The sequence below is a fragment of the Roseiconus lacunae genome (assembly GCF_008312935.1).
GTDB lineage: Bacteria > Planctomycetota > Planctomycetia > Pirellulales > Pirellulaceae > Stieleria > Stieleria lacunae.
Genome location: NZ_VSZO01000053.1, coordinates 338,905 through 365,461, shown reverse-complemented (window position 1 = coordinate 365,461; position 26,557 = coordinate 338,905). Strand labels below are relative to the sequence as shown.

Sequence of the window (26,557 nt, the reverse complement as noted above, 5' to 3'; positions counted from 1 at the left end):
GCAGATTTTTGATACTGCCGAACGCCATTGTTGAATCAGCCGAACGCATTGGACGGGTAATCCGAAGGCGACGGCACGGCACTCGGTTCTAGCCCCAACCGATCAAGCACTTTCTCGGCGGAGAGCTTCGCCAATGCCTTGAGCGTCAGCTGCGGGTTGATCTCGCATCCGGCGGGAAACAGCGATGCGTCGGCGACGGTCAAGTTATCCACGTCACCGCCGTCGGTCTTGACGAGGAAAGATTCCGGATCGACGACATCGCCAAGTGCGGTTCCGCCTTGACCATGCGTCGTTAGTAGGTTGACAAACGCCGGACCACGTTTACGAATTTCACGGATCGCCCAATCTAAATCATCAAGGTTACGAATCGTGGCCGGACAACCGTTCCGCATCAGCATCGCCTTGGTCGGTAAATACAACGTCACAGGATCATCCGGGGTCGCTGCGGCAAAATAGATCCGAGCGATCCGTTTCATCCCCCGCAACAGCAAGTCGAACTCGTCGCAATCAAGCGACAAGTGCACGTTGCCACAAGCGTCGATGTAATTGCAATCTCGGACCTTCGTCGGAACGACAATTCCCGCCATCGACAAATGATTGAATTTCCGCATCGCGCAGGCAAAGTGTTGGAACCAACCGGTCAACGCTAACGCTACCGTGCCAGGAAAGTGAAACCAGTTTTCAAGCGCCGGTTCTTCGACCACACGACCGTTCTCTTCGATCGACCTCCCCTCGACGATGTAACACTGCGTCACCCCGGGTTCGGGCCGCGCCGATCCGGCTGGCCAAATCGGCTTCTCAAACATCGCATAGACGGCCGTACCCACGTTGGCCGAAAACCGTTTGCCAATCTGCCGATTCCGAAGCCCCGAACGGCTCAGTCCCTGAGCAAGCAACTTGGTCGTGGGCCCAAACCCAGACGCGACGACGTATTGATTCGCGCTAACGGTAGCCCGATGACAGGCACCGCGTTCATCCTTTCGCACGACATCGATACCTGTCACGGTCGGACTGCCAGATTCGTTTCGCCCCAATCGCAGGTTTGTCGCTTCGGTTCGATACGATACCCGAACCGGGTTGGCATTGTTCATCGCTTGAACGAGATAACTATTCGGTCGATCGGGAGCATACGGGTGCACGCCACCGACATGATGTCCGAAACTGTCAACGGAATTGTCGCTTCCGCACCCGCTGCAGTCTTTGCGAATCGATACGGGCAACGGTTCGGGATGCTCGCCGATGAGTCGACACCCTTCTGCAAAGCGCAAACTACGATCACTGATTTGCTGATCGGTCACATCTGTATTGACTCCCAATTCGGCGTTGACGGTGTTCATGATCGCCAACAGTGAATCGTAATCGACACCGACAGGTTGCCGACCGGCCCAATTCGTCTCGTAGACTTCGCGTTTGATCGGAAGGTGGATGGCATTATTGACATACGGCCCGCCACCAAACACTTTCGCTTGACAGATATTGATCGTTTGACGAACGGGTATCCGCTTTCGCCGATTTGGCATGATCAATTCGAGCTTGCTGTGGACCTTTCCCAGCCCACCGCTAATCTGTGCGCCGGCGTCTTTGTAAAGACGATAGAGCACCTCGTCGCTCCGTGGCGGCGAGAGTTGCACCGAGCCATCCGGCCGCCGTTGCTTTTGAATCAACGCATCCGGACTGACATAATCGCCGTAATCGACGATCAAGACTTTTTTACCTTCTGCGGTCAGGCGTGCCGCCATTGTCGCCCCGCCGGCACCGCTACCAATGATCACGACGTCATAGTGCTCGTTAAGGTCGGCTTGTGGCGGTGCCGGAATCGAAACCAAATTACTGGCGTCCTGGCACTCTTCGCTCCAACCGAGTCCGATTAATTCTCGGGCCGGCGTTCGCGAGTGAATTACCAATCGACCGACCATGGCAAGTCCGGCGGCGGCCATGTGCAATAGATGATCGTCGTCCCAACAGATCAATGGCGGCGAGTGCGATGTACGCCGGGTTTCGCCCTGGTTAAGAACCCTGCGGACGTCAGATGGTCGATGATTGGACAGCTTTGTCCCGGTATGCTTGACGCTGTAATATTCCAGCCACAGCAGAGCAACGTTCATCCCTTGTTGCATCCGCCACGGCAGATGCGACGCGTACGTAAGAACATCGCACGCGACGGCTCGGGCACAATCACCTTGACGGCCGCACCACAACGCATCGATCTGTGCGGCCAGAATTGCGACCAACGTATCGAACCGTTTTTCCCGAATTGTCTGAAGTGGACAGTTCGCTTTGCCGTTGCCAAAGAGCGCGTCCGGGAAAATCGAGAACGGCAACAGACCCCCTGCTAATGCGGCTTTATGCGCATCGCGTCGATTCACTTCCACGGCGGCATCGCTAATTCTCGACAGCTCTTCCAAAGGGAAGAAATGATCCATCCGACCGTCCTTGGTCAAAATTGATTGCTGAGGGCATCGGCGTCAATCAGGATTGACGCTTCCGTTTCGATACACTCATCGTCGGTCGTGAAGATTCCATTGAGCTCAAACGGTGTGCGGTATCGACCAATGACGATGGGCGATGCTGCGATACCGGTCGTGCGGGTTGATCCGAAGCGAGCACCGTTGCCAGCCACAATTGGTGTTGCCCGCAGTGACTACCCAGACCAAAAACGCATTAACTCCGCCAGGAAACGACTTATCGGAAAACTTGGCCCAAGCGATCCCAATGACATCGAGATCGAACTCCTTGCCTGATCCGATCGTTCCGACCAACCTTCATCCTTTAACATGCCGATAGGCAAGGCGGTGTTGCATTCGGCAACACGTATTCCGATCTCTCCGGTCCTTCGATTCTCATTGCGTGGTTGTCGAATTCATGAAGCGAGACATGTACCTGGTTCGCAAGCTGTTGGAATTTGTCGAAGAAAAAGGCGCGAGACTCTTTAAAGGATCGATTCAAATCGAAGGCTATGAGCGCGACCACGTGGTCACCCACTTGTTCTTAGTTGCCGACGCTGGATTCGTCGAACTCGGTGCCGAAACACTCGCCAACAAAGGTCCCCTCGTTCTGACTTGGAAGGGCTACGACTATCTCGAAGAACTGCGTGCCAAAGGCTTGCACACGACACGTTCGACGCGTTGAACTAACGATCGAATCCGATCAATCAGGTTTCGTGACTCAATCGCAAGTTTCGGACAGCCCAGCGTTAGCGCCCGCTATTTCAAAGAACCGTCACGAACGCCAGACGGCTCATCGCCAATGAAAATTGGAACAGGGAAAATTTTGCGTTCGGTCATACCAAGATCGATGCGATGCCAGCGAGATACCCATACCCTGAAACATTCGTTTTGATTCGAGAAGGCACACATCACTGAGATTGGGTAATCTCTAAACCTCGTCAAACGTCGGATAAGATCTGTACTTCAACGGCTAGCGAGGTGCGGTCGTTCCTACATCTTCTCTGGATTTGGCAAACGGCGGCTTGGTGCGCACGCATCGGGTCTCGAAGTCAATTCGTGCGACGTATTCGATCGGCGAATCAATCCAAGATTCACAACGCGGCGGATGATCATCGATACTGAAAATATCATCGAAGTCGATCATGTCACCAAACGCTATGGTGCTGTCGATGCATTGCGTGATGTGACGCTTAAGATTCCGCCGGGGGTGACGGGACTGCTCGGGCCAAATGGTTCAGGCAAAAGCACCCTGATCAAGGCCTTACTCGGACTGCTCAAAACGCAATCCGGTAGCGGACGCGTGCTCGATTTTAAATGGCCGCGCGATGGGCAACTGATTCGAGATTCCATCGGCTACCTTCCCGAAGATGATTGTTACATCGCAGGATTGGACGGTATCGAATCCGTCCGTTTGATGGCCGAATTGTCGGGCCTATCGGGCAAAGAAGCATTGCGTCGAAGCCATGAAATGATGGATTTTTGCGGCTTCGGCGAAGAACGCTACCGAGAGGTCGAGTCTTACTCGACCGGGATGCGACAAAAACTGAAATTCGCCCAATCGCTAGTTCATGACCCGAGGCTATTGATCTTGGACGAACCGACGACGGGGCTGGATCCCGATCAGCGTTTGGCGATGCTGAAACGAATCCGCAACCTCGCTGCCAAGCATTCGAAATCAATCATCCTTTCGACGCATATCCTGTCGGACGTCCGGGCCGTTTGTGACCACGTGGTGATCTTGGTCAACGGACAACTGCGGATGGCCGATTCGCTTGAAAAGTTGAGCCGACCGATCGAGCCAACAATGCATTTGTCGATCATCGGCGATCCGAATGACATCGTTCGCGTGGCGTCCGAGGCAGGGAACGCGTCGGTTTGGAACGAAGAATCGCGGACATTAAAGATTGCCGGAATCAATCCTGACCAAACACACCTCATTTGGGAGTGGGCGGAACAATCGGAGACTTCGATTCGAGCAATGGAACCGGCGGTCAATTCGCTGGAGAAGATCTTCATTGAAGTCGCCGCGGAAGCAACGATCGCGAAAGCGGAAGCCGGCGATTTGGGAAACGATCGAACTGCCCCTATCGCAGCACTAGAACGCCCTAGCACCGATGATCGTAGAGGACCGTGATGGCGTTTAATCGGCTAGGGTATCGCGCGTGGGGCGGAGATCGGACACGTCATTTATGGCGTCCGGTTGTCGTCGCTCGAGGTGGCATTTCGCTGATCATGAAGCGACGTTGGCTGCGTCTGATGCTGGTGCTCGCTTGGCTCCCCGTGCTCGTTCCGGCATTCGGGATTTTCGCTTTTGAATACTCTTCAACCGAGCCAGGCTTACAGCGAATGATCGTCGGCTTCGTCAGTCAGCCGCTGGGGCGTCCCGATCTGGGTAATGCGATCTTGCAGGATCACGAGGCTGCTCGACACGAGGTGTGGTCGATTTTGATTTTGACCTATTTTCGATTCCCACAACTGTTCGCGATGGTGGCTTTAATCGGGATGATCGCGCCTCTGCTGGTCTCGTATGACTTGCGCACCAAGGCGTATTTGATGTACTTTTCCCGCCCCCTGACGCCGCTGCAATACATCATCGGAAAGTCGTCGGTGATTTGGTACTTCCTAGTCGCCGTGGTGACACTGCCGGCGTTGCTGCTTTACGTTCTGGGGATCTTGCTGTCTCCAGATCTCTCGGTTGTTGCGGAAACGATTGACATCCCCTTTCGGATCTTCGCAGCGTCGGTCGTACTGTTGGTTCCGACCACGATGCTCGCGATTCTTTACTCCTCGTTCACCTCAGAAAGCCGCTATGCCACGTTTGCTTGGTTCGCCACGTGGGTGATGGGAATTGTGGCGTATCAATTCCTGACGTTCTCGCAAATGCAATCCGAGCGTCCGCCGCGTCGACGACAACGCGGTCCGATCGATTGGGAGAGCATGGGCGTTGACCTAGATCGCTGGAGACCTTTATCGCCGTTTCACATGTTGGGGAAAGTCGAGGCATGGATCTTCGGGGTCGACCGGACGGCGGGAAGTGTTTGGCCTTCGGCAATCGTGCTGACCGCGATCACCATCATCGGTCTGTTTCTAATCCACCGACGCATCAAGGGGCGGCTAAGTGTCTGACTCCATGATCCGCCTCGACCACGTGACCAAACTTTACGGGAACGTTATCGGTGTCAACGATTTGGTTACCGAGTTGCCGACCGATTCCTACGGGCTGATCGGCCCCAACGGGTCGGGAAAAACAACGTTGATCAACCTGTTGATTGGACATTTCCGTCCTACGATTGGAACCGTCGAAGTCTTTGGAAAAGCACCGACGAAGAACCGCAGCTTACTTCGTCATGTCGGGCTCTGCCCCGCATCGGATGTGCTGTATCCCAACGTTTCGGCCGCCGAATGGGTTCGATTCCAAGTTCGGCTCCATGGATTTAGTCGTGCCGAATCGAAACGGCTCGCACTCGAAGCGTTAGAGATGGTTGGGATGACCAAGTCGATGAACCGTCCGATGGGGACGTATTCACTTGGCATGCGGCAACGAACCAAGTTGGCCCAAGCGATCGCCCATCGACCACAATTACTAATCCTCGATGAACCCTATAACGGCTTGGACCCAATCGGTCGTTCGGAAATGACGACAATCTTGAAACAATGGCGTGCCGAGGGGCGCGGTCTGTTGTTTGCCAGTCATGTGCTGCATGAAATCGAGGCAGTGACCAATTCATTCCTGTTGATCCATGGTGGACGATTGCTAGCCTTGGGTAACCTCAACGAAATTGAATGCATCTTAGCCGGCACCAGTCAACAGATTCGAATTGCCGGTCCGAACGTCGAAAAGCTACTCCATCGGTTGGCCGGCGTGCCGTGGATCGAATCGCTTTCTCTGACTCAGAATCCGCGTGAATTGAAGCTGGCGGTTCGCGATTCAGCCGAACTGTATCGTCAACTTCCGGGTTGGGTCATCGCCGATAACTTAGAAGTACAAACCATTCGTTCGTCCGATGGCGAGCTCGATGCATTGTTCGACTCGTTGCTGAGACACCATCGGGGAGAAGCCGGATGAACACGATAAGCACTCCGCTCGATGTCCTATGGTTCGAATTGCGACGTGCGATGACGTGGGGTAGGATTGCGACGTGGGTTGTCCTTGTCGCCTTCCCCATTGCCGTAGTGACAGCGATGTTGGTCAACATCCAACTTGACCTTGGCGAGCGTTACGATCCCCAGGAGATGATCCAGCCCTTTGGGATGGCGATGTACGTCTTGATCACCGAAGTGTCGTGCTTGCTAGGTTTGCTACTTTGGGCAGCGCCCGCCATCAGTACCGAAATCGAGGGTCAGACATGGGTGTATCTGACGGTGCGAACTCACGGTAGATGGTCTGTGTTGGTCGGCAAGTATCTCGCCGCCGTCATCTGGACTTTGACCTCTACCCTGACGGCGTTAACGATCAGTTGCTGTGTCGTCGGGACGGAGATCGGCAACGAGCTTTGGTGGGTCTTGGCCAAACTTTGTGTCCTGTCGTGCGTTGCCCATGCGGCGTTGTACCTGTTAATCGGCTGTTTGTTCTATCGCCGCACGATGGTCGCGGCCGTGGTTTACACGATGGCAGTGGAGTTCGTCGCCTCATTTATTCCAGCGCTCGTCAATAAACTGACAATCAATTATCGACTGCGCGGTCTACTGGCAGACTGGATGCAATGGGAAGAGGCTCGCAGTCGAGCGGAAAACATTTTTGGAAATGAACCCGTATCAACGCACCTGTTGATGCTGACCGTCATGACAGCGGTCTTACTCCTCGCTGCAATCTGGCGAGTCGAACGAACCGAATTCCCGACCGGCCAAGTCAATACTTGACGATCAAGCTGAAATTCGGTTTCGATCGAACCATTGATGTCGAATCGTGCGTCGCACCGGAAAATCCCACTGATTCCGGAACCATTCACCTACACGGCTTACGAACGATCGCGGCGAGGGCGCCGGAAGTTCCATACACCTGCAATGGCCATTCCCAGAAGTGGCAGAAGAGTCGGTTCGGGGACGGCGGAAATTGTCGAAGAGCGAAAAGTCAGATCACCATCGAGGATGGTCGTGGGAGTCGCCGCAATTGCGAAGTCGCTGCCGAGACTTTGGTCGGATGGAGTGATAACCGCCTCGGCGCCGAGCATCGTCGGGACTTGGAATTCGAATGTGCCAATCGTGACTTCGCGAACACCCTGGGAAACCTCGACTCCTGCATCTCCGGGCGGAAACGCAAGTTGCCTCACAACCACATGGTCGGCTTCGACGTCGATTCCGCCAGAGATGAATCCGGGACCACCCAGAGACGAAATCAAGTCTGTCGTTCCCGTCCAGGCAACCCTGAAATTCGCACTTCCCAGTCCGTTGCCCGGCGCGATCAGATTCGGGTCGCCTTCGGTAGCGGTCTCGCGCAGTAATAGATTGGCGACCAACGTGTCTCCGGGATTGCCGACGTAGGTCGATTGATCAAACAGGACTTCGTACGTCACCGCAGAATGAGCAAATTTGGGAATCAAAAGGAAGCAAAGAATCGTGAGCGTAATCCGGCAGTATCTCATTGTAAGTCCATCGAAAGGCGTTAAAGCGGTTACATGAAGGTGGACGAGCCTCACCCACGGGTGTTTCGTTCCCATTTGATTGAAGGATTAGCCGAATGGCATTCGGCCACGGTTTCCGAGCAATAACCGGGGCTGACGCCCGTCGGCTGAAGACTCGCACCCGTACAATCAAATGGAGCAAAGCACTAGGTCGAAAGGCTTGTCCCGAAATTAGGAAGAAAGTGATCGAACAAATCGACGGCGTCGACAAATCCGTCTTGGTTTGAATCCAAATCGGATCGATAATTTAGGTTTCCTTCGTTTGAACCGAACGCCGGCAGGAATCCGTTGAACAGGTCAATTGCATCGACGAAGCCGTCACCATTGGTGTCGCCGTAGAAGCGAAAGAAGTCGTCTGCTCGATAGACAAAATCGTCACCTGAAATGGCGTCCGCGTTTCCATCCAGTTGGTGCCCCATGGCTGTCACGTTCTGGGCTTGAACGATCAATTCGTACCTTCCATCGACAACGCTTTCCCGGTCAAAAACAAGGGTGACCGTTGTCCTTCCGTTGGCGACGATGGACGATGTTGATTGTGGAGCAGTTAATTCGCCGGTATCGAGATGCCGTAAGCGAAATGACTCTCGAGACGTGGTCACTTCGGCATTAAAAGTGATCTTGATGTTTTCAATGGACGACCGCTGCGAGCTGCCGTCATTAATCACCACTTCGCTTACTCGCACGGAGTCGTTGTCGATCACGGTCACGTTGGTGGCCGCGACGGCGATGGAGTCGAAATTAGAGTCGCTACTAGCGACCGCATACGTAATGTTTCCGAGATGCGATGCTTCGATAATTGTGTCATCTGAGGCGATTACCGAAATAGAACGCGGCGTCAAAGCTTCGGCGGGAGTAATCGTGATGGAGACGGCTTGCCCAGGGCCATTTCCAAGATCGAGCTGCTCGTCTGGGGTGGCAGTGACAACGACGTCGGATGAAGGTACCTGGTGCAGCATCAGGGCAAGGCTGTCTGTGGTGCCATCCTCGCTGACGATGGTGCTCCCTTCCGTTTCGACGACGGTGATTAAAGGTGGGATCACATGCGTGCCGGTTGAGAGCCGGTTGTTTTTCTCATCGAATTCAGGAATGACGTTTGTCGCATCGACCAACATGCTGAGCGAATAGTCGCCAGGCAGCCCATTTGACCAAATTGGATGACTCTCATCGGGAAGTGTTAACTGAACGGAGCGAAGACCAGTGCTACTGTTAGCCGAAAGCGTATCTACCGGCACGACGATAAGCGGAACGGAACCGTCTTGATCAGTGTTCGTATTGAGATAAAAGAATGCCGCGGACTGCTTCTCGCCATTCCCAATCGGGCTGACATTGTCGATCGCATAAATGACCGTCAGCGTCTGTCCGGCGACCAATATTGACTCGCCAATCGACAAGTGAGTTGGGACGTATTCCGCAAGTCGAGGCGGCTGCGAAAGAAACGGAGTGAACAGCACGAGAGGACGGCTAGCGTCGTCGACTTGATGAAGAATCTTGTTCTCGATCGCAGTTGGGTTCGTCGTCCCCCACCAATTGTCAGCGAGGTCAATGGTTTCTGAGGCAAGTCCAGTGGCGGACAAAGAAGCCGAACCAAAGTTATTGTGCTTAGCCGAAATGGTGGTCTCGGCATTTACCGTGAGGTTCAGAGCGTTTGAAAAGGTTGAGTTCTCAATCGAAGCCAGCGTCACGCGGTCGAGTGACACGAGGCCCAATTCGTACTCGCTACCACCACTCGATCGAAAGATGCCGTTAGGCTGAACGCTTAAGACGCTTTGGTCGTTGCCTCCCGTTGTCAAAACGACAAACTGTGTGCTGTCAGATTCAAGTTCACCGCCCGATAGAATATCGATGCTTGTGGTGGTCACTGAATTGCTGAAGTTACTCTCGTAAAATCCCACTTCCGAAGCATCACAAAACCAGAGTTTTCCTTCAACTGAAATATTGACGGCGTTCGCCAGTTCTACCGTGGTGCCAGGGCCAAACTTCAGCATCGATCCGGGGGCAATCAAGATGTCATTGGTGAAACGATACTTGAGGTTGGTTGTGGTGACCGTTCCCATCTGTGTTAATGTGGTGTCTGAATTGACGGGATCGCCGCTAAGGTCGATGCGATTGAAGCTGTCGTTGTTTTCGAGTCGCGGAACGTACTCGACGGGAACGCCGACGATTGCGCCGAACACATTGTTCTGGACATCGCCGACGTTCAGCAAAGATGCTCCCCGCCAAATGACGTTCTTGATTAAGAAGTCCGAGTCTTCGGCAAGGAATTGGCCGCCCGCATTGATCTCGACAAAACTCTGATCGTTGCCGGTGGTCGCCAAGGTAAACGGCGTGCTGTCGGCTTCCAGAATTCCGCCCGACTGGACTTCAATACTGGTTGTCGAAACGGAGTTGCTGAAATTGTCGTCGAAGAATCCGACGTCGCTTACGTCATCAAACCAGAGTTTTCCTTCGACGGAAATGTTGACTGAATTCGCAACTTCGACACGTGTACCGGGGTCGAACTTTAGCAGTGCGCCCGGATCAATTTCGATGTCACTGGTGAAGCGATACTTGAGATTCGTCGTGGTGACGGTGCCCATTTGCGTCAGTGTGACAATGGAAAAGATCGATTCTCCGCTGAGATCAACGCGGTGAAAGCTGTCGTTGTTTTCGAGTCGTGGGACGTACTCAACGGGAACGCCGACGATTGCGCCGAACACATTGTTCTGGACATCGCCGATGTTCAGCAAAGATGCCCCTCGCCAAATGACGTTTTTAACCAAGAAGTCCGAGTCTTCGGCAAGGAATTGGCCGCCCGAATTGATCTCAATCAAACTCTGATCGTTGCCGGTGGTCGCCAAGGTAAACGGCGTGCTGTCGGCTTCCAGAATTCCGCCCGACTGGACTTCAATACTGGTTGTCGAAACGGAGTTGCTGAAATTGTCGTCGAAGAATCCGACGTCGCTTACGTCATCAAACCAGAGTTTTCCTTCGACGGAAATGTTGACTGAATTCGCAACTTCGACACGTGTACCGGGGTCGAACTTTAGCAGTGCCCCAGGATCGATTTCGATGTCACTGGTGAAACGATAGTTGAAATTGGTTGTGGTGACCGTGCCCATTTGCGTCAGCGTGACACTGGAAACGACCGATTCTCCGCTGAGATCGACGCGGTTAAAGCTGTCGTTGTTTTCGAGTCGCGGAACGTACTCGACGGGAACGCCGACGATTGCGCCGAACACATTGTTCTGGACATCGCCGACGTTCAGCAAAGATGCTCCCCGCCAAATGACGTTCTTGATTAAGAAGTCCGAGTCTTCGGCAAGGAATTGGCCGCCCGCATTGATCTCAATCAAACTCTGATCGTTGCCGGTGGTCGCCAAGGTAAACGGCGTGCTGTCGGCTTCCAGAATGCCGCCCGACTGGACTTCGATACTAGTCGACGAGACGGAGTTGTAGGTATTGTTGTCGAAGAACCCGACGTCGCTTACGTCATCAAACCAGAGTTTTCCTTCGACGGAAATGTTGACTGAATTCGCAACTTCGACGCGTGTACCGGGATCAAATTTTAGCAGTGCCCCCGGATCGATTTCGATGTCACTGGTGAAACGATAGATGAGATTCGTCGTGGTGACCGTGCCCATTTGCTTCAGCGTGACACTGGAAACGACCGATTCTCCGCTGAGATCAACGCGGTTAAAGCTGTCGTTGTTTTCGAGTCGTGGTACATGCTCGACGGGAACGCCAACGATTGCGCCGAACACATTGTTCTGGACGTCACCGACGTTCAGCAAAGATGCTCCCTGCCAAATGACGTTTTTGATCGAGAATTCCGAGTCTTCGGCAAGGAGTAGGCCGCCCGCATTGATCTCAATCAAACTCTGATCGTTGCCGATGGTCGCCAAGGTTAACGGCGTGCTGTCGGCTTCCAGAATGCCGCCCGACTGGACTTCGATACTGGTCGTCGAGACCGAGTTGTAGGAATTGTCGTCGAAAAACCCGACGTCACTCACATTATCGAACCACAGTTTTCCTTCGACGGAGATATTGACTGAATTCGCGAGTTCGACATGTGTACCGGGATCGAATTTTAGCTGTGCGCCAGGATCAATTTCGATGTCACTGGTGAAACGATACTTGAGGTTGGTTGTGGTGACGGTGCCCATCTGTGTCAGTGTCACGTCCGACACAACCGATTCGCCACTGATCTCGACTTGCGCAAAACTATCGTTGTTTGCTAGCCGAGGAAGATACTCGGCCGGCGCGCCGACGACTGCACCAAACACATTGTTCGTCACATCTTCTGGGCCGAGTACAGCAGCCCCACGCCACACTACCTTTTTGATCAAGAAGTCAGAATCATCGGCTGTGAAGTTTCCGCCTTGTTCAACTTCGATGAAACTGTTGTCGTTTCCCGTCGACAGTAGGACAAACGGAGTGCTGTCAGCATCAAGGGCGCCGCCCGATTGCACCTCGATGCTGGTATTGGCGATTGAATTACTTGAGTTGTTGTCAAAAAAACCAACTTGCTGAGCATCATCAAATTGCAGTTCACCTCGCACGAGCCAATTGACATTGTTGGCGAGATTCACTGTCACGCCAGGACCGACGTAAACCTTGACTCCCGGCGCGATCACACCGTCAGATGTGATCTGGTAGACTGCGTTTGTGTCGAGGAATTCAGTGTCTTGGTTGAAGTTCCCCGAATAGTCGCCCGGTGGAACCGCGGTGAGCACGCGTCTGGATTCCAGGTTCTGCAACCCTAAAACGCGGCGTCGCTTTCGACGCGATGTCCGAATTGGTGAATACGGGGCCTGATTCGCTGAACTTCGTCGTTTTCTCATCAGAAAAACGATGCCTCTACAGGTGGGTTATCCATTCACCCGACAGGCTAACGGCTCTACGGAGGGGATGCAATCCGGTTAGCGAGAATCTACGGATTATTTGATGTCCTATTCATTTTCGCTTTGAAGTGTGAGTGAGCACTTTACCGACCTCGGTCAACTCTGGGCGTGAGGGCGTGTTTAGCGAACGCGTTGATCGTGCCTCGCGGGCATCTCCCCTCACCGAACTTTGCGCATGAGCCAAAAAACGGTGTACTCGTTCTTGGCGGTAGCGTGTTGCTGCGTCGGAAATTTGCAAATTTAGGGAGTTGGTCTGCTCAACGGATGAGCGACAGGTATCCGGAAAAAGCACCGCCGCTGGCGCTAAGAAATAGCTTGTCGTTCGTATCAAACCGAAAGATTGGCTTAGGAATCCTTTGCGTTACCGACCGCGATTGAACCCAACGCGAGTTTTCGCTGACGGTTGCCCAGGCGATAGGCGGCATACATCCACACGACGATGACCGGAAGCGAGATTAGGTTCACGGCCGAAAAGCTTATCCCGGCAAAGTTCTTTAGTGAGCCGAGCAGTTGCCCGGCGGTCGCATCACCACCACGAAGGACCACGGTGTCGATGAAGTTCTTCGATTTGTATTTGTCTTCGCGGCTGACAACGGTAAACAGAACCTCCCGTGAAGGGACCGTGATTCCATAGGCCGTCGCACGAGCCACAACCATCGCGACGGCCACCACCATCAGATCGGCATGAAACGATAACACGGTGAAGGAAACGAAATAGATCAACGGAAGTACGCAAAGCGCGACGGCCACGCCCAGCTTACGGAGAATCAACCCCGACAGCACGGTCTGAGCGAACAGCGTCAACACTTGCGTCGCGAAATCGATCCAGGCAAACAACCGAATCTTTTCTTGATCGTCGACAACGCTCCTTCCGACGATCTCCGCCTGTTGGAAATACATTTGAGTACCGGACGCTTGAACGAAGAACAAAAACAAGCAGATCGATAGTAGGTAAGGTGACTTTAAAACGTGGGCGATGCCTTCCCAAAGACCTCCTGCGGCAAGCCGGTCGCCGTTCGAACGATTCGCCGACGATTGCTGCTGAGGTTGTGCCGTATTCTCAGTCAACGCGGCTTGGCTTTGTTCGACAGAACGCTCCGTTCGCCAAGCGAACCAGAGGCCCATTTGCAGCGTCACGACTGGAATCAAAACTAAATTGGGTAGCGAAACCAAGGTCGCGACTTGACTGGCTAAGAAAGACCCTGTGATCGCGCCGACGGTGCCGCCGGCGGCGATTCGGCCAAAAAGCCGTTTCGCTTGCGAGCTATTAAAGATGTCTGCCAACACGGACCAAAACACGCTTGTCCCGACCAACGCAAACACATTCACCCAGACAAAGAACGCTCGAGCCGACCAGACCTGGACGAAAGCGACATCCGATCGCTGGGCAAAGCTGAAAAACAACAAGCAGCACGAAAAGAAATGCACGATGACACGAACCAGCCATCGTCGCGGAAGCCGATTAACCAGCGCTGAATACGCGGGAACGGCGAACAGCATGACGACAAATGTCACCAGCATCAGACCTTGCAATTGTTTCGTCCCACCGATTGCGCCCATCGTTTCTCGGATCGGGCGAACGATGCTGTAACTCAGCAACGTGAAGAAAAACCAACCGGTCGACCACCACACCACGCGTCGCTCGAGCTGACGGCTATCGGCGAAAAAATCCGTGGGAGCCTCCGCGATGTGCTCATTCAAATCGTCGACCGTCTGATCGGCTGACGACTCATCCGGAGACGGTGACTGATAAGGATTCGATCGATTCACATCGGCGAAAAATTAGAGGTACTTTGAAGATCAAGCATGCGACCGCGATCGAATTCGCCGCCGGCCTTTCGTGCGGCATAGCAACGAACCGGTAACTGAGAATCAAAGTCTATCGCAGAATGCCCTTCTTGTCGGGAAGGTGTCCAGGCATCATACCCGGTCGCCGGAATCGCGCGAGCCGCCAGTGATCCACACCCATCGCTTTCCCGTAGGGGGCGAAGGTGAAGACTTGGGCCGCCTTCAAAGATTTAACTGCGTATTACCGTGAATGGCCGCGATGAAAGAGTGCGATTGGCGGCGTGCCGGACTACGCTGACAGATCAATTTGTCGTATGCGTTTTGGTGCTCCCGCACGGGCGTCCGCGAGCAGCAGTGAACTTTACCCGCGTTTGACAAGCCGCAGCTTGAGTTCCCGTATCATTCTCTCAAGCGATTCAGATGTCTGACTTGAGAGTATGGCGTCATCGCTAATCGTGTCACTCACCAACTCTTGAAGCGTCTGGATTCGGCCAATCAGCTTTCCCCTTGCTTCGGCATCTTTCAATTCCGAATACCGGTCCTTTGCTTCCTTGGCACGGTCGTCGTAAATCAGACGCAATTCGGGGCTTTTGGCGATCATTTCCAGGATTCCTGTGGCCTTGCTAAAGGTGGCATCGGGAAGTAGTTGACGAAGTTCGTCCGGATCCCGATTTTGCGACTCCGTTAGAAAGTAGATCCAGCGTTCGAATGCATCGGCATCCACCAAGTCAGCTTCCCTAACATGATACTTCGACAATTGAATCAAGTGTAGTTGGATTTGATCTCCGAAATCCAGTGAATGGGCTGCGTCGTACAGGGAGAACCGCAAGTGCCAAACTCCACCTCCCGGAATAGCGGTTCCGTGAGGAAGCAGATACTGATTGCCGGGCGGAGTTCCCCGTACGAGGTGCCTTCGTTCATCTGACGCGAAAATAGCTCAGCAGTGTAAAACACCAGTCGATTACGAAGCTCAACGGGAATCGTGGTTTGCACTTCGATTACGTACCAGGCACCACTGGAATCCCTCGCTTTCACGTCGACGATCGACAACTTGTCGTCTTCGAACATCTTGTCGTTGTACGGATTCAGGATTTCCACTTATTCAATTGGCGATTCTGGCTTTAACACCGCGTTGAGCAGGTGAATCAGCAGGTCGGTGTTTTCCAAACTCCCAAAGAGAAGTTTGAAAACGAAGTCGACAGTTGGGCGGATTCCTAGCGGCATCGGGAAACTCGCGAAGGGGAGACATTCAAGACGACATAGGCTCGCCAATTCGCGAGCCTGTGTCCAGGCCATAGGTCATTCAGGGATTGGAATCGTCGTGCTTCGATGGTTTGTCGCCACCCGGATCCAAGCGGTCATACACCTTTCGCAAGTGACCGAGCGTGACGTGGGTGTATCGCTGGGTGGTTTGCAGGCTTTCGTGGCCGAGGAAGACTTTAAGACTGCGGAGATCGACGCCTCCTTCGAGCATTAGCGAGGCGGCAGTGTGGCGAATCAGATGGCAAGCTCCTTCTTTGGTGATGCCTGCGGATTCGCGAGCGGCTTTGACAATTTGTGCCAGGCGGTTGCGGCTGATGCGGCGACCGCGCTGTCCGATGGTCAGATAGCTGCCGCTGATCGGACGGACGTTCACTGTGCGGACTTCGTTGACGTAGCGGTCGATCCAAGTGAGCGCCGTTGTGCTGATCGGGGACAATGGAGGCTGCTGAGCCTTGGCGTCGAAGTGTTCGCCGGAGTAGCCGAGAGAGGAGAGGCGAGTGGCTAGCGACGAGTTGCCAGAAAGAGCGTTCTGCGGTGCGAGCCTTTCGCCGTAGGGGGTGAAGACAAACACTTTAACGAGTCGATACGTTTGACGCGCTGCGATTTTAGGAACTCGCACAATTCGATAGACTGTGTCGATTGAACGTGGATGAAAACGCACCGAATCGAAAGACGCAGTATTTACAATGGCAAAAGCCAGTCAACGCGCCGGTTGGCGACGGTCGAAAACCGGACCGGTCCGTCAAGAAAACGAGTTTGGTAGTCGCGGACGCGAACGTCGAAAACTATTGTTTCGCGTGAGTTTGCTGACGACTTTCGCGGTGGCGTTGGCGATCGTCCTTCTTTTCGTATTGCTTCGAAAGCCGAGCCTGAAAGTTCCGCTGATTGTCTCGGTCGTTTCGTCGTCGGGTTCTCGAGCGGTCGATAGTCCTCTGTATACATCGCCGAATCCTTACGCGGCCGAAGACGTCGACTTATTGCAAGCTTGGTTTCAAGGCGGTCCGAATGCTCCGGACGAAAACGTCAAACTGATCAGCGACCCGCGATATTGTTCGGGCGTGATGGGTGAAGACAAACTTGTCAATCAGATCGTTGACCCGATTGCCGGTGCGACACCGGGCGGCCCCAACGGCGACATGCTGATGGTTTATTTGAGTGCGCACGGATTCGTTGACGGCGGCAAACCGTTCTTGGCAACCGGGGACAGTCGCGCCGACAACCGCGACTCCTGGGTCGCGTTCGAAGAGCTATTTTTGGCCGTCGAAACCGCGCTCGATGGACATCGTTATGCGTCGCGTGGCTTGAAAGTCGTCATGTTTATCGATGCGGCGCGCGTCGGACCTCAGTGGGACTGGGGGCAGTTCACGGAATCTTTCGCGGAGGCTTGCGAACAAATCGTCAACCGTGCACCAGATCGCATCTCGGTCGTGCTTTCGGCCGATCGCGGGCAACGCAGTTGGTGGGATCCGCGACAAGGGCAAGGACTGTTTGCGGCGGCGATGGTCGATGCCCTGACCGGCTCCGCAGACCGAGATGAAAATGCGGTCGTGACACTCGGCGAAGTTGCCGACTACATTGGAACTCGCGTCCGAACCTCGGCGGCAGTGATCTGGGACGCCGCGCAGTCGCCGAAATTAATTGGCGACGCAAATCGCGCATGGGCTTTGATCAATCAACCGGCGAAACGCAGGATTGCCGCGTTGCCGGCAGTCAATGTTGATCAGTTACAAGTCGACTTTGAGCAAATCAATCAGCTCTGGAAACGTCACAATCGGTTGTCCCAGCAGCGTCATTCGCCGCTCGCATTCGATCCGCTCGGTTGGGCTGCTCTCGAAAAGCGTCTGGCAAGGTTGGATCAACTCGTGTTGGCAGGACGCAACTATCGGGATGACTTTAACGCGTTGCTTTCGCAATGCGGCGCCGACTTGACGAAGTTTGAAAACGGTTCGCCGACACTTCCTAAGGAAATGTTACTAAGTGAACTAGAACTCCGAGACTACTTCCACCCGATCGCTCCACCGACCCCGGAACTGACCGCGACAATTCAGGCCTGGAATAAAAAGCCCGATGTGGCCGCCGTACAAATCCCTCTTCGTTCGACCGCAGCGACACGATTTCTGCTGCAGTGGATTGAGGAGAATCGATTCGAATCATCGGCGATCAAACTTGCCGATTCACTGCTCGAAAAACTGGGACTTGCCGGCGATGCCCGATCCGCGCAATTTTTGGAAGGGCATTTGATTCGTCTGTTGGCGTCAGACGATTTGCAGCACCTATCGCCATCGCAACGTGACCTTGTTTTCCGTTCACAACGTCAGATCCGTGAGGTTTTGTTCTCAGGAGATTTAAGAGTCAATCATTGGGTTCGTGGTCGGTACGATGAACTGAATTCGGATCGACTGCGGTGCTTGGATCAACTGTTCGCCGATTCGTCTCATTCTCAAGCCTTAGGAATCAATCGCTGGGACGAAACCGTGCGGCCACAAATCGAGCAACTCGCCGACGCTGCCGGTCGGATTGCGACAGCGATTGATCGTCGCGATGAAATGTTGCATCGCTTGCCACGAATTGGCGAAACCTTGCTGACTGATATCGATGCGTTTTCACAGCAAGAACAATTGCGAGACGATCAAAGTCGCGTTTCATTGCGGGCGGCAACCGAGGCTACACGGAAACTGATCGAGGCCTTGCGTCTGCCTCGTGAAAGCTCAATCGAATCCTTTGAGAAGTATGCTCGGTTGATCGAAGCGGCCGATGCGGATGCCGACAAAGCGATGGACGCCGTCGTCGGACGATTGAAGTATCGGATCGCAAAGGCGGTCGAAAGAAAAGCAGGTGACGCCCGCGGGCTTCGGCAAGTGCTGGCGTTATTGCACGGCACCGGAGTCGACGATGCGTTCGACAGAAACCGCATCCAACAACGGCTCTGCGAGTTAATTCGTGCAGATAAAACGGCGATCGATCAAACCCGCAGGGATGTCAAGCTGACCCAGATACCGGCCAGTGAAGACCAAGTCTGGCAGTGGATGGCCATCGAAGGGCGACACTTTTGGGATCATTGGCTCGCCACCGTGAGCCAGCCATTAACCTCCGTGGCCGATTCGAATCAACTCGAACCCGATGAATCTTCAAGGATCGCGTCGGCAAACGATACGGCGCAGCAAAGCTCCGATTTGGTACAAACGTTTCACAACCGCGGCGGTGAATTTCGAAAGTTAGTTGCGACTTTGGTGCGTGGTGAATTGGATCGCAACCTACACACCGACACGGTACGTCAGTCACCGGTGGATCGACTCGCGGCGGGAGCCGACTTGGCCGAGGCGCGTCGATCGCTTGCGCAATGGGACACGGTCCTGCGTGGTTGTACGGTTCTGTTTAGTCACTCGCCTCGCGAAGTCGCAGAAATCGGCCGGGCAAGGTTCGAACTCGATCAACAGCTATTTCTAAACGACCACGCCCGGCGAACGCTTGACGAGCTTTGGTGCCAAGCGAAACCGGGCGACCGAGCGTTTTGTGTCTTCGCAGCCGATCAGCTACTGGGGTCGCGAAATCAAAATGTGTTTTACGGTGACCTGCCTGCCAAACTATCGGGACAGGACCTGAATCAACGCGTGCGATCGACCAAAGCAGCGATCGAGTCTGTTCAGACCCTGCGTCCGGAACCGTCGGAAGACCTTCGTGACGGAACGTTGCTCAAGTTCGTCGCCGACCGCGAGATCGCGTTTTTCATGACGGTGCCAGACTCACTGCCACCGGGCATCGTCACCCTCGCATCGCCCGAGTCAGGTCAGACGACCACCAAAGCACTCGCCGATTCGAAACAGCAACGACTATCGATCGGGCTACGCTTTCCGAAGCAGCTCCCTGATGACGCAAGCGCATTTAACGTCGATCTCTTTTTTCGAGGACTCCGTCGTGGCGGACAGATCAAGGTCAACGATCTGGTCGGTGGCCGACGTTTGGTTTATGAGCGAGCCGACTATGGCCCCCCGATCGCGAGGGTGACGAGAACTTTAAAAGAGCCGGAACGGTTGTTGTTGGTCGTTGATTGCTCGGGTTCGATGCGAACCTCGACGGCCGGAAGTGGATTGTCGCGTCTTGATGTCGCCCGTAATGCTTTGATTCAGTTCCTCAATGGCCTCGATCCGCAGGTTGAGGTTGGCCTCATAGTTTTCGGTAGCCGCTTCGGGTTTGTAGAGAAACAAGGGCAGATCTTTCCGGTCATCGACAACGGTGAGCAACAACTTGCCGTCGAAGAACTACGCGACGGACGCCGTACTCCGGTCGGTTTGATCCGCGCTAACGAAGGCGTTCGCTACAATCCGAATTTCGATGTCCGCTTGGTCCGTCAAACGAGCCCAGTTGATACAGACCATTTGGATGCCTTGAAAAACGAAATCAACGATCTTGGTGCGATCGGTGTCACGCCGACCTACCTGGCGATCCAAAAAGCCTATGAAACGCTTGGGACAAAGCCGGGTCACATCATCGTGCTCACCGATGGAAAACCAAAAGTGGTTTCCACGCCTGATTTGGTGGTCAACGACGGAAGCAACCTTGCGATCAACCTCGCCAATAGTCGTCGCGACGATATCCAACTGACGATCGTCAAGTACCTTGACCAAGACACCGAACTGCGTCGTCAATTCCCGCATGCCAAAGTACTTGATGCGGCAGACGGACAATCGTTGCTTCGATACCTGCAGGACATCAGCATCAAACCGGTCGTCACTTGGCAGCGCCGTCGACAGCCGGCAAGCCGCGAAGCAGCATTCGGAGACCTGATCTCGATCGCAACATGGCCTCCCGATGGAGCAGACGCCGTGGCAAACCAACCCGTTTTGCCCGCCGAACGATACTCGATTCGTGCGGTCGTGCCTGATTCGGGGGCTCCAATCGATGAATCGTCGGAGGTTCGTGTCGAAGGCGGCGAACGATTTGAGTTGCAACTGGACGAAACGAGGCTCGTTCACCGGCCGTTCGAATATCAAGGTTCCTTGATTCGAGATCGCTTACAGACGGAAAAGGCGGACGCGGCGCGATTCATTGTTCATTCCGGTCCGATGGGAAAACGATTCAATCGGCAATTGGCTTTGCAGATTGCGATCGAGAGCGCGACGAATAACCGTTCGGACGGAAAGTTTACGCCGCGTCCGTCAGACGTCTGGATCGAGGTCCGCGGGATCGATCGTCAGCGTCGTCAACAAGGACGTCAACAAGTCTCGTTCTTTGGACTTCCTGAATTCAAAGCCGGACAACCGATTCCGATCCTATTGTGCAAGATTGATAATTTCCCACAACAGTTTGACCAGGTCGATGTGAAGGCCTGGATGCGATTCGCTGACAGGCCTCTCGAGGGCGCACCGCTAAGCGTCTCAGAAGCGAAAGCGATAACGATCGAATCGATCCCTGGGGTGAGCTTTCGAACCGAAAAAACGATCAAGGACGACGGAAACTTATCGGTCGTCGTGACCGAGGCTTACCGTGATGAGCGAACTCTGGCGACCGTCCGTGTGCTCCCCTCGCCGCTACCCGAAAAGTCGGCAACGGTGATCTATGACGATTTGCGTGTCGTCGTCCGCGAATTCGAATACTCCGACGTGGCGACCAATGTGAAGCTTTCGGTCACTGACAGTGAAGAAATCAAAACGGGGAGTACGCTGTACGCCGAAGGAAACGTCTCGATCGATATCGATAGCCGATGAATCAGATTGCCGCGACTTGAGATCCCACTGCGATCTACGGCAACGTCGTGGAGGACGAACTTGGCGGGGCAATGATCTCCGTAACAACACTGTCCGACGAAGCCGGAATCCAGCGCAAATCGACCAGCAAGTCTTCACCATCAACTGAGGTGATCAGTGCCGGGGAAGCATCCAACAATTCCGCCGCCCACGTTTCCGACGACTTGTTAACGTGTCGCAAACGGAGTTGACGTGAAGGGAGCGACCATCGCTTCCCGTCCACAAGCACTGCCGGGGCATTGCCGATTTGACAAGTCGCGATCTCTTCACTTGCGGTCAAGCGTGTGGCCATCCGCTCGGACCGACTGCGTAGGTTCTCTTCACCGGTTTCCATCAAGACTTGTAGCGGGCCTGACGGATTGGTCATTGACGCGAGCGTCATCGCTGCGATCGAACGATGGGCAGCCGCGAAGTTCCATAGTACACTTGATTCGATCGATTCAAGGAGCGACGTCTTGCCCGCGATCAATCCCGCCGACGGTCCACCGGTCAGTGTTCCGCCAGCGGTGATCACGACATCAAACCCAGATTTCAATAGTGACTTAACGCTAGGCACGTTGTCAAACTGGGAATCGATCGTCGCGGTCGGCAACACCGCGATTCGGATGGGGGATGAGCCAGGGAACTCGATCGGTTCGAGCGGCTGCTTGCCATCGTCTGCCATGACGATGATGGAGTGATCGTTGCACCGAAAGTCCTCTGGCACGACCGAGTCGACGCCACCGCATTGCTTGACGTCATGTCCATCAAAAAGATCGGGCAGTGGAATTCCCGACGGCAATCGGACCGCGTGTGCGCGATGGATGATGATTTCGCGCGGTGATTGGTCACTTCGGTCAATTAACGAAGCAATCGAACGGACGGCCGCATCGAGGTTGGTCGCAACGAGTAGTCGATGATGGTGAAGATCGAGTTGCCTGGTCAGCGAATCGGCGATTTGCCGATCGGCGTTTTCGTTCAGGCAATCGCCCCGCAACAAATCAGCCCCGAGTTGCAAAACTCGGTCACTGACAGGAACGCCACTACCGTAGCGATGCAGTAACGTTCCCGACGCGTTGTAACAAACGGAGGCAATGTCATGTTCACGCTCCGACCAACGTAGGATCGTCGCGCGGCCCTGATCAAAAGCGTCTCGAGCCGTATCGGACGCTGTTTTCACAATCGCATCGATGCTTTTCGATGCATTGTCGAAGCTCCGGGACGCGTTATCGGGGAGGTCGCGAAGTAATTCAGTCGCCTGTTGGCGAACCTTCTTGATCGTCTCGGGATCGCTGGCCTTGCGGGCAACGTCGGCAACGCCATTTCGAATCGCTTGAGCGGCCCAAGGTGGTAAACGCATCGAGTGTTATTCTGTGTAGAGCTGGTAAATAAGAAAACGACGGCGCCTCGAATCAAGCGAGTGCCTTGTCAAACGTCGGATCGAGCACTATCTGCTTCGCAGATTTAACTTAGGTTTTGTCAACAATTCAAATCAGGATTCGCCGCATGGCGTTAGCCACGGTTTCGGTGCATTAACCGGGACGAACGCCCGTCGGCTGATGAGCCGAAACCGAAAATTTAAGATGGTCGAAGCACGAAACAAGATTTCGAAGTGGGTTCAACCACCTTGTCATGTTAGTCCCGACTGGCAAAGGAGGCAGAAGTATCTGCGAAAGCGGTGAAGCGTTCGGTTGGGTTGTCCCAGCGGTTTGCTCAGAACCGATCTTGCTCCGACTCTGCCCACACGATCGCATGAGCGCCTTCGAAATTGACGTGGATGACCATTGGCGTGCAACAGACGGGGCAATCCTCGACATAGTTTTGCGAGCCGCCTTCGATCGGATCGAGCGGAATCACAATTTCTTCGCCGCAGTTCTCGCAAATATAACTGCCTTCGCCATCAAAGGTCTCTGGGAGGGGCGATTCATCCATGGGGCACCATTGTTGATTCACAGGGAATGAAAATTTGTCCCGCAATACCATGCCGATAAGGCGAAACCACAACGTCAAACCAGTGTTGTACGAAGTAGACGGTTGAACATCCGGGCCGGTTTCGACACTCCGGAATTGTATCATGCCGTCACCTTTTCAGCTCGCTTGTCTTTGGTGAAATTCAGTTGCCGGTAGGAATCAAATTATGAAACGAAGCAGCAAAAAGTTCTGGCGCGTGACGATGTGCGGTATGGCGGGTTTGGCGATCAGCCTGAGTACTGCGTCGGAACCGGCCCGTGGACAGGATGCACAGGACGAATCTCGCTTGGAAAAGACACCTCGTGACGAAAGTCGGCCCCGTCGGCCTCGCGGTCCCCGGGATGGTGATCCCAGAGAAGGTGGGTTAAGAGAGGGTCGGCCTGGGTTTGGTGGCCCCGGTGGACCGATGCGAGGCCAACAGATGCTGCTGCGGTTGCCAATCGTTGCGGCGCTTGATGCCGATCGCGACGGCGAAATCTCCGAATCAGAAATCAGCAATGCGGCCACGGCTCTGAAAACACTCGACCGCAACAAGGACGGGAAAATTGACTTCGCGGAACTGCGTCCGGCGGACATGGGCCCCCCGACCGACGAAAGGATGCGTGGCAGAGGTCCCGAAGGCAGAGGTCCCGAAGGCAGAGGTCCCGAAGGCAGAGGTCCCGAAGGCAGAGGTCCCGAAGGCAGAGGTCCCGAAGGCAGAGGCCCGCGGGATGGCGATGAGGCTCGTGGAAGAGGACCGGGAATGTTCCGCGGTGGAGACTTTGGTCGAGGCGGTGACCCTACCCAAATCGTCGACCGCATGATGCGGCAAGACAAAAACGACGACGGTTTGCTTTCCGAGGATGAATTGCCACAGTGGATGTCACGGATTGTCGAGCGAGCTGACCAGAATGACGACGGCAAATTGTCTCGCGATGAGTTGCTAAAGGCGATGCAAAGTCGTCGGGCAATGGACCGCCGCCGCGGTCCAAGTTCTGGTGAGGACACCCCCGGGGGCGAGCGTCCGCGTCGCCCACCGGCTGAATAAGCCTCACCCACTTTGCGGTGACTCACGCATGAGGGGCCAATCCGCTGTTCTCTAGTTTTCCTGTTCCCTGGTTCTTCGTCGAGATCGACTGGGTTGGGTTCGGCTCTTCAGCCGATCGGGCGGAGAAGCCCCGTGGGCGTATTTTTTTCTGACGGCTTGCCGGATCGGACTAGCTGCTCGATAGTGTTGGACGAATCAAACGTTCCGTTGGCATCGAAGAATCACTTTCCCGATGTCGCGACGAGCATGAATTTTTCCGCCACTCAACACCTGAGCAAAGTCCATGAGCGTTTTAGTCGCCCAGCAAGCCCCTGACTTCAAAGCACAAGCGGTTATGCCCGATGGGCAATTCAAAGAAGTTTCATTGAGCGATTACAAAGGCAAGTACGTCTTGCTTTTCTTCTGGCCATTGGATTTCACTTTCGTATGCCCCACCGAAATCATCGCCTTTTCAGAGCGTGAAGCTGATTTCGCCAAATTGGGCGTTCAAATTCTCGGCGTTTCGATCGACAGTCATTTCACGCACTTGGCATGGACGAACACCAGCCGCAACGAAGGCGGAATTGGCAAGACGGCTTACCCGTTGGTCTCTGACCTCAGCAAGCAAATTTCGCGTGACTACGACGTCTTGCTTGATGGTGGTGTCGCACTTCGTGGCTTGTTCTTGATCGACAAAGAAGGCGTTGTCCGCCACCAAGTCGTCAATGACCTGCCGCTCGGACGCAGCGTCGATGAAGCACTCCGGATGGTGAAGGCTCTGCAATACTTCGAAGAGAACGGCGAAGTCTGCCCGGCGAACTGGCAGGAAGGTTCGCGAACCATCAAGCCAAATGTCGACGACAGCAAAGAATTCTTCGGCGCCGAGTACGCTGGCTAAGCATGCGACCGGACAGGCTTCCTGTCGTGCTTCGTGAAATAATGCACGGCATGAATTGACTTGGGCGAGCCGCTTTAATTTTGGTTTGGTAAAGTCCCGCTCGCGATGCGATTCGATTCCAATCGGATGGCATCGCGATCGTTTTTTTCTGCGGTCGCTGATTGACGTGATCACGATACCGCAACAACGCAGTCGACCGAGACTTCGCGTTGACTTGGTCAGGCAAATCGCCTTTTTAGTGAGATTGTGACGGATGTGGTTAACCGCCCCGAACCGAATCGGCATTGCAAGTTGGCAGATTGAAGACTCGGTCTGGCGATACAACATCTCTGGCGACGCGGTCGGTCCTTCGGTTTTTATCTCCGGATCAACGGTTTCGTTGTGTCACCCCAACGCCCAGGCGCTGCCTGCACTTGACGAACAATTCGTTCGGACGAATGAGCTGCATTGGTCGTTCTCGCAGGCCGAGGGCAACGAATTCGGTTACCGGTTGGTGGTACGCCCCGTCGAGATTCCCGGATGGATTGCGACTGCCAAACGAGTTGCTTTTGAATGGATTGTTTCCGTTCAAACTTCGCTACTCGATTCGCATCCTACGATCGACTTAGTCCTCCCGCCGTCCGGTGGCAAATCAGCCAAAGTGATGGAGTTCTCTGATTTGGGGGCGATGGCATTTTTGACCGAAATAGACGATCTTCGCGTTGCTGTCATCCTGGGGGGAAGAGACGCCCCGTTCACCGAAGTAATCCCCCACGACGCGGGCACGCGTCTACGATTATTCGGGCAATTTCTCGAGAAAGGTGTGATCCGCCGGGCCAGACCCTGGGTCTTGATTGAACGTGCACCGACTAGCGATGGTCAACCGCTTGACGAGCAGACTCTGCGGAACGCAGCTGAGGCACTGACGGCTAGCCCGCTGCCACTGAATTAGTGGCCTACCGCAGTGCCCCCTCCTGTCGC

The 26,557-nt window shown here is 54.3% G+C and carries 17 protein-coding genes and 1 pseudogene; 9 read left to right on the top strand and 9 right to left on the bottom strand.

Annotation, left to right across the window (positions count from 1 at the left end):
• Window positions 1–35 precede the first annotated feature (35 nt).
• A complete protein-coding gene (locus FYC48_RS24420) occupies window positions 36–2,423 on the bottom strand; it encodes a GMC family oxidoreductase N-terminal domain-containing protein (protein WP_149499401.1) in 2,388 nt (795 codons plus the stop codon).
• A 424-nt stretch (window positions 2,424–2,847) separates the two neighbouring features.
• Here FYC48_RS24420 and FYC48_RS24415 point away from each other — a divergent pair, with 424 nt between their 5' ends.
• The 5 genes from FYC48_RS24415 to FYC48_RS24395 all read left to right on the top strand — a co-directional run bounded on the left by FYC48_RS24415 (window position 2,848) and on the right by FYC48_RS24395 (window position 7,307).
• Window positions 2,848–3,129: a DUF2513 domain-containing protein gene (locus FYC48_RS24415; protein WP_149499400.1), complete on the top strand. Its 282-nt coding sequence runs from the start codon at window positions 2,848–2,850 to the stop codon at window positions 3,127–3,129.
• 423 nt (window positions 3,130–3,552) lie between these two features.
• Window positions 3,553–4,581 (top strand): ABC transporter ATP-binding protein, encoded by a 1,029-nt coding sequence (locus FYC48_RS24410; protein WP_149499399.1) that lies wholly within the window; start codon window positions 3,553–3,555, stop codon window positions 4,579–4,581.
• Window positions 4,581–5,573 (top strand): ABC transporter permease subunit, encoded by a 993-nt coding sequence (locus tag FYC48_RS24405; protein ID WP_149499398.1) that lies wholly within the window; start codon window positions 4,581–4,583, stop codon window positions 5,571–5,573. Before FYC48_RS24410 ends, FYC48_RS24405 begins: the two co-directional genes overlap by 1 nt.
• A gap of 4 nt (window positions 5,574–5,577) precedes the next feature.
• A complete protein-coding gene (locus FYC48_RS24400; protein ID WP_149499581.1) occupies window positions 5,578–6,513 on the top strand; it encodes an ABC transporter ATP-binding protein in 936 nt (311 codons plus the stop codon).
• The gene (locus tag FYC48_RS24395; protein ID WP_149499397.1) at window positions 6,510–7,307 is read left to right on the top strand and encodes a hypothetical protein; all 798 of its coding nucleotides are present in this window, start codon (window positions 6,510–6,512) and stop codon (window positions 7,305–7,307) included. The genes FYC48_RS24400 and FYC48_RS24395 overlap by 4 nt, the downstream gene beginning before the upstream one ends.
• A 98-nt stretch (window positions 7,308–7,405) precedes the next feature.
• On the opposite strand, the gene FYC48_RS24390 is transcribed toward FYC48_RS24395, so the two are convergent.
• From FYC48_RS24390 to FYC48_RS24360, 6 genes and pseudogenes are all read right to left on the bottom strand, one after another.
• A complete protein-coding gene (locus tag FYC48_RS24390) occupies window positions 7,406–8,029 on the bottom strand; it encodes a PEP-CTERM sorting domain-containing protein (protein ID WP_160149751.1) in 624 nt (207 codons plus the stop codon).
• A gap of 185 nt (window positions 8,030–8,214) precedes the next feature.
• A complete protein-coding gene (locus FYC48_RS24385) occupies window positions 8,215–12,780 on the bottom strand; it encodes a hypothetical protein (RefSeq protein ID WP_149499395.1) in 4,566 nt (1,521 codons plus the stop codon).
• Between the two features lie 513 nt (window positions 12,781–13,293).
• On the bottom strand, window positions 13,294–14,718 hold the full coding sequence (locus FYC48_RS24380) for an NTP/NDP exchange transporter (protein ID WP_235034404.1): 1,425 nt from the start codon (window positions 14,716–14,718) through the stop codon (window positions 13,294–13,296).
• A gap of 379 nt (window positions 14,719–15,097) precedes the next feature.
• A complete protein-coding gene (locus FYC48_RS28690; RefSeq protein WP_160149750.1) occupies window positions 15,098–15,565 on the bottom strand; it encodes a PD-(D/E)XK nuclease family transposase in 468 nt (155 codons plus the stop codon).
• Window positions 15,499–15,960 (bottom strand): annotated as a pseudogene (locus FYC48_RS28685) (Rpn family recombination-promoting nuclease/putative transposase). The gene FYC48_RS28690 and the pseudogene FYC48_RS28685 overlap by 67 nt, the downstream one beginning before the upstream one ends.
• Window positions 15,961–16,039: 79 nt before the next feature.
• Window positions 16,040–16,618: a tyrosine-type recombinase/integrase gene (locus FYC48_RS24360; RefSeq protein ID WP_160149748.1), complete on the bottom strand. Its 579-nt coding sequence runs from the start codon at window positions 16,616–16,618 to the stop codon at window positions 16,040–16,042.
• A gap of 67 nt (window positions 16,619–16,685) precedes the next feature.
• On the opposite strand from FYC48_RS24360, the gene FYC48_RS24355 reads away from it, so the two are divergent.
• The gene (locus FYC48_RS24355; protein ID WP_149499390.1) at window positions 16,686–21,704 is read left to right on the top strand and encodes a vWA domain-containing protein; all 5,019 of its coding nucleotides are present in this window, start codon (window positions 16,686–16,688) and stop codon (window positions 21,702–21,704) included.
• A gap of 34 nt (window positions 21,705–21,738) precedes the next feature.
• On the opposite strand, the gene FYC48_RS24350 is transcribed toward FYC48_RS24355, so the two are convergent.
• Both FYC48_RS24350 and FYC48_RS28530 read right to left on the bottom strand, forming a co-directional pair.
• A complete protein-coding gene (locus tag FYC48_RS24350; RefSeq protein WP_149499389.1) occupies window positions 21,739–23,082 on the bottom strand; it encodes a hypothetical protein in 1,344 nt (447 codons plus the stop codon).
• Between the two features lie 353 nt (window positions 23,083–23,435).
• A complete protein-coding gene (locus FYC48_RS28530; protein WP_230774310.1) occupies window positions 23,436–23,654 on the bottom strand; it encodes a CPXCG motif-containing cysteine-rich protein in 219 nt (72 codons plus the stop codon).
• A 205-nt stretch (window positions 23,655–23,859) separates the two neighbouring features.
• Between FYC48_RS28530 and FYC48_RS24340 the strand changes: the two genes are divergently transcribed.
• The 3 genes from FYC48_RS24340 (at window position 23,860) to FYC48_RS24330 (ending at window position 26,528) form a co-directional block, all read left to right on the top strand.
• A complete protein-coding gene (locus FYC48_RS24340; protein WP_149499387.1) occupies window positions 23,860–24,720 on the top strand; it encodes an EF-hand domain-containing protein in 861 nt (286 codons plus the stop codon).
• A gap of 283 nt (window positions 24,721–25,003) precedes the next feature.
• On the top strand, window positions 25,004–25,597 hold the full coding sequence (locus tag FYC48_RS24335) for a peroxiredoxin (protein ID WP_149499386.1): 594 nt from the start codon (window positions 25,004–25,006) through the stop codon (window positions 25,595–25,597).
• Window positions 25,598–25,850: 253 nt separating this feature from the next.
• Window positions 25,851–26,528 (top strand): hypothetical protein, encoded by a 678-nt coding sequence (locus FYC48_RS24330; protein WP_149499385.1) that lies wholly within the window; start codon window positions 25,851–25,853, stop codon window positions 26,526–26,528.
• The last annotated feature ends 29 nt before the right edge of the window (window positions 26,529–26,557 follow it).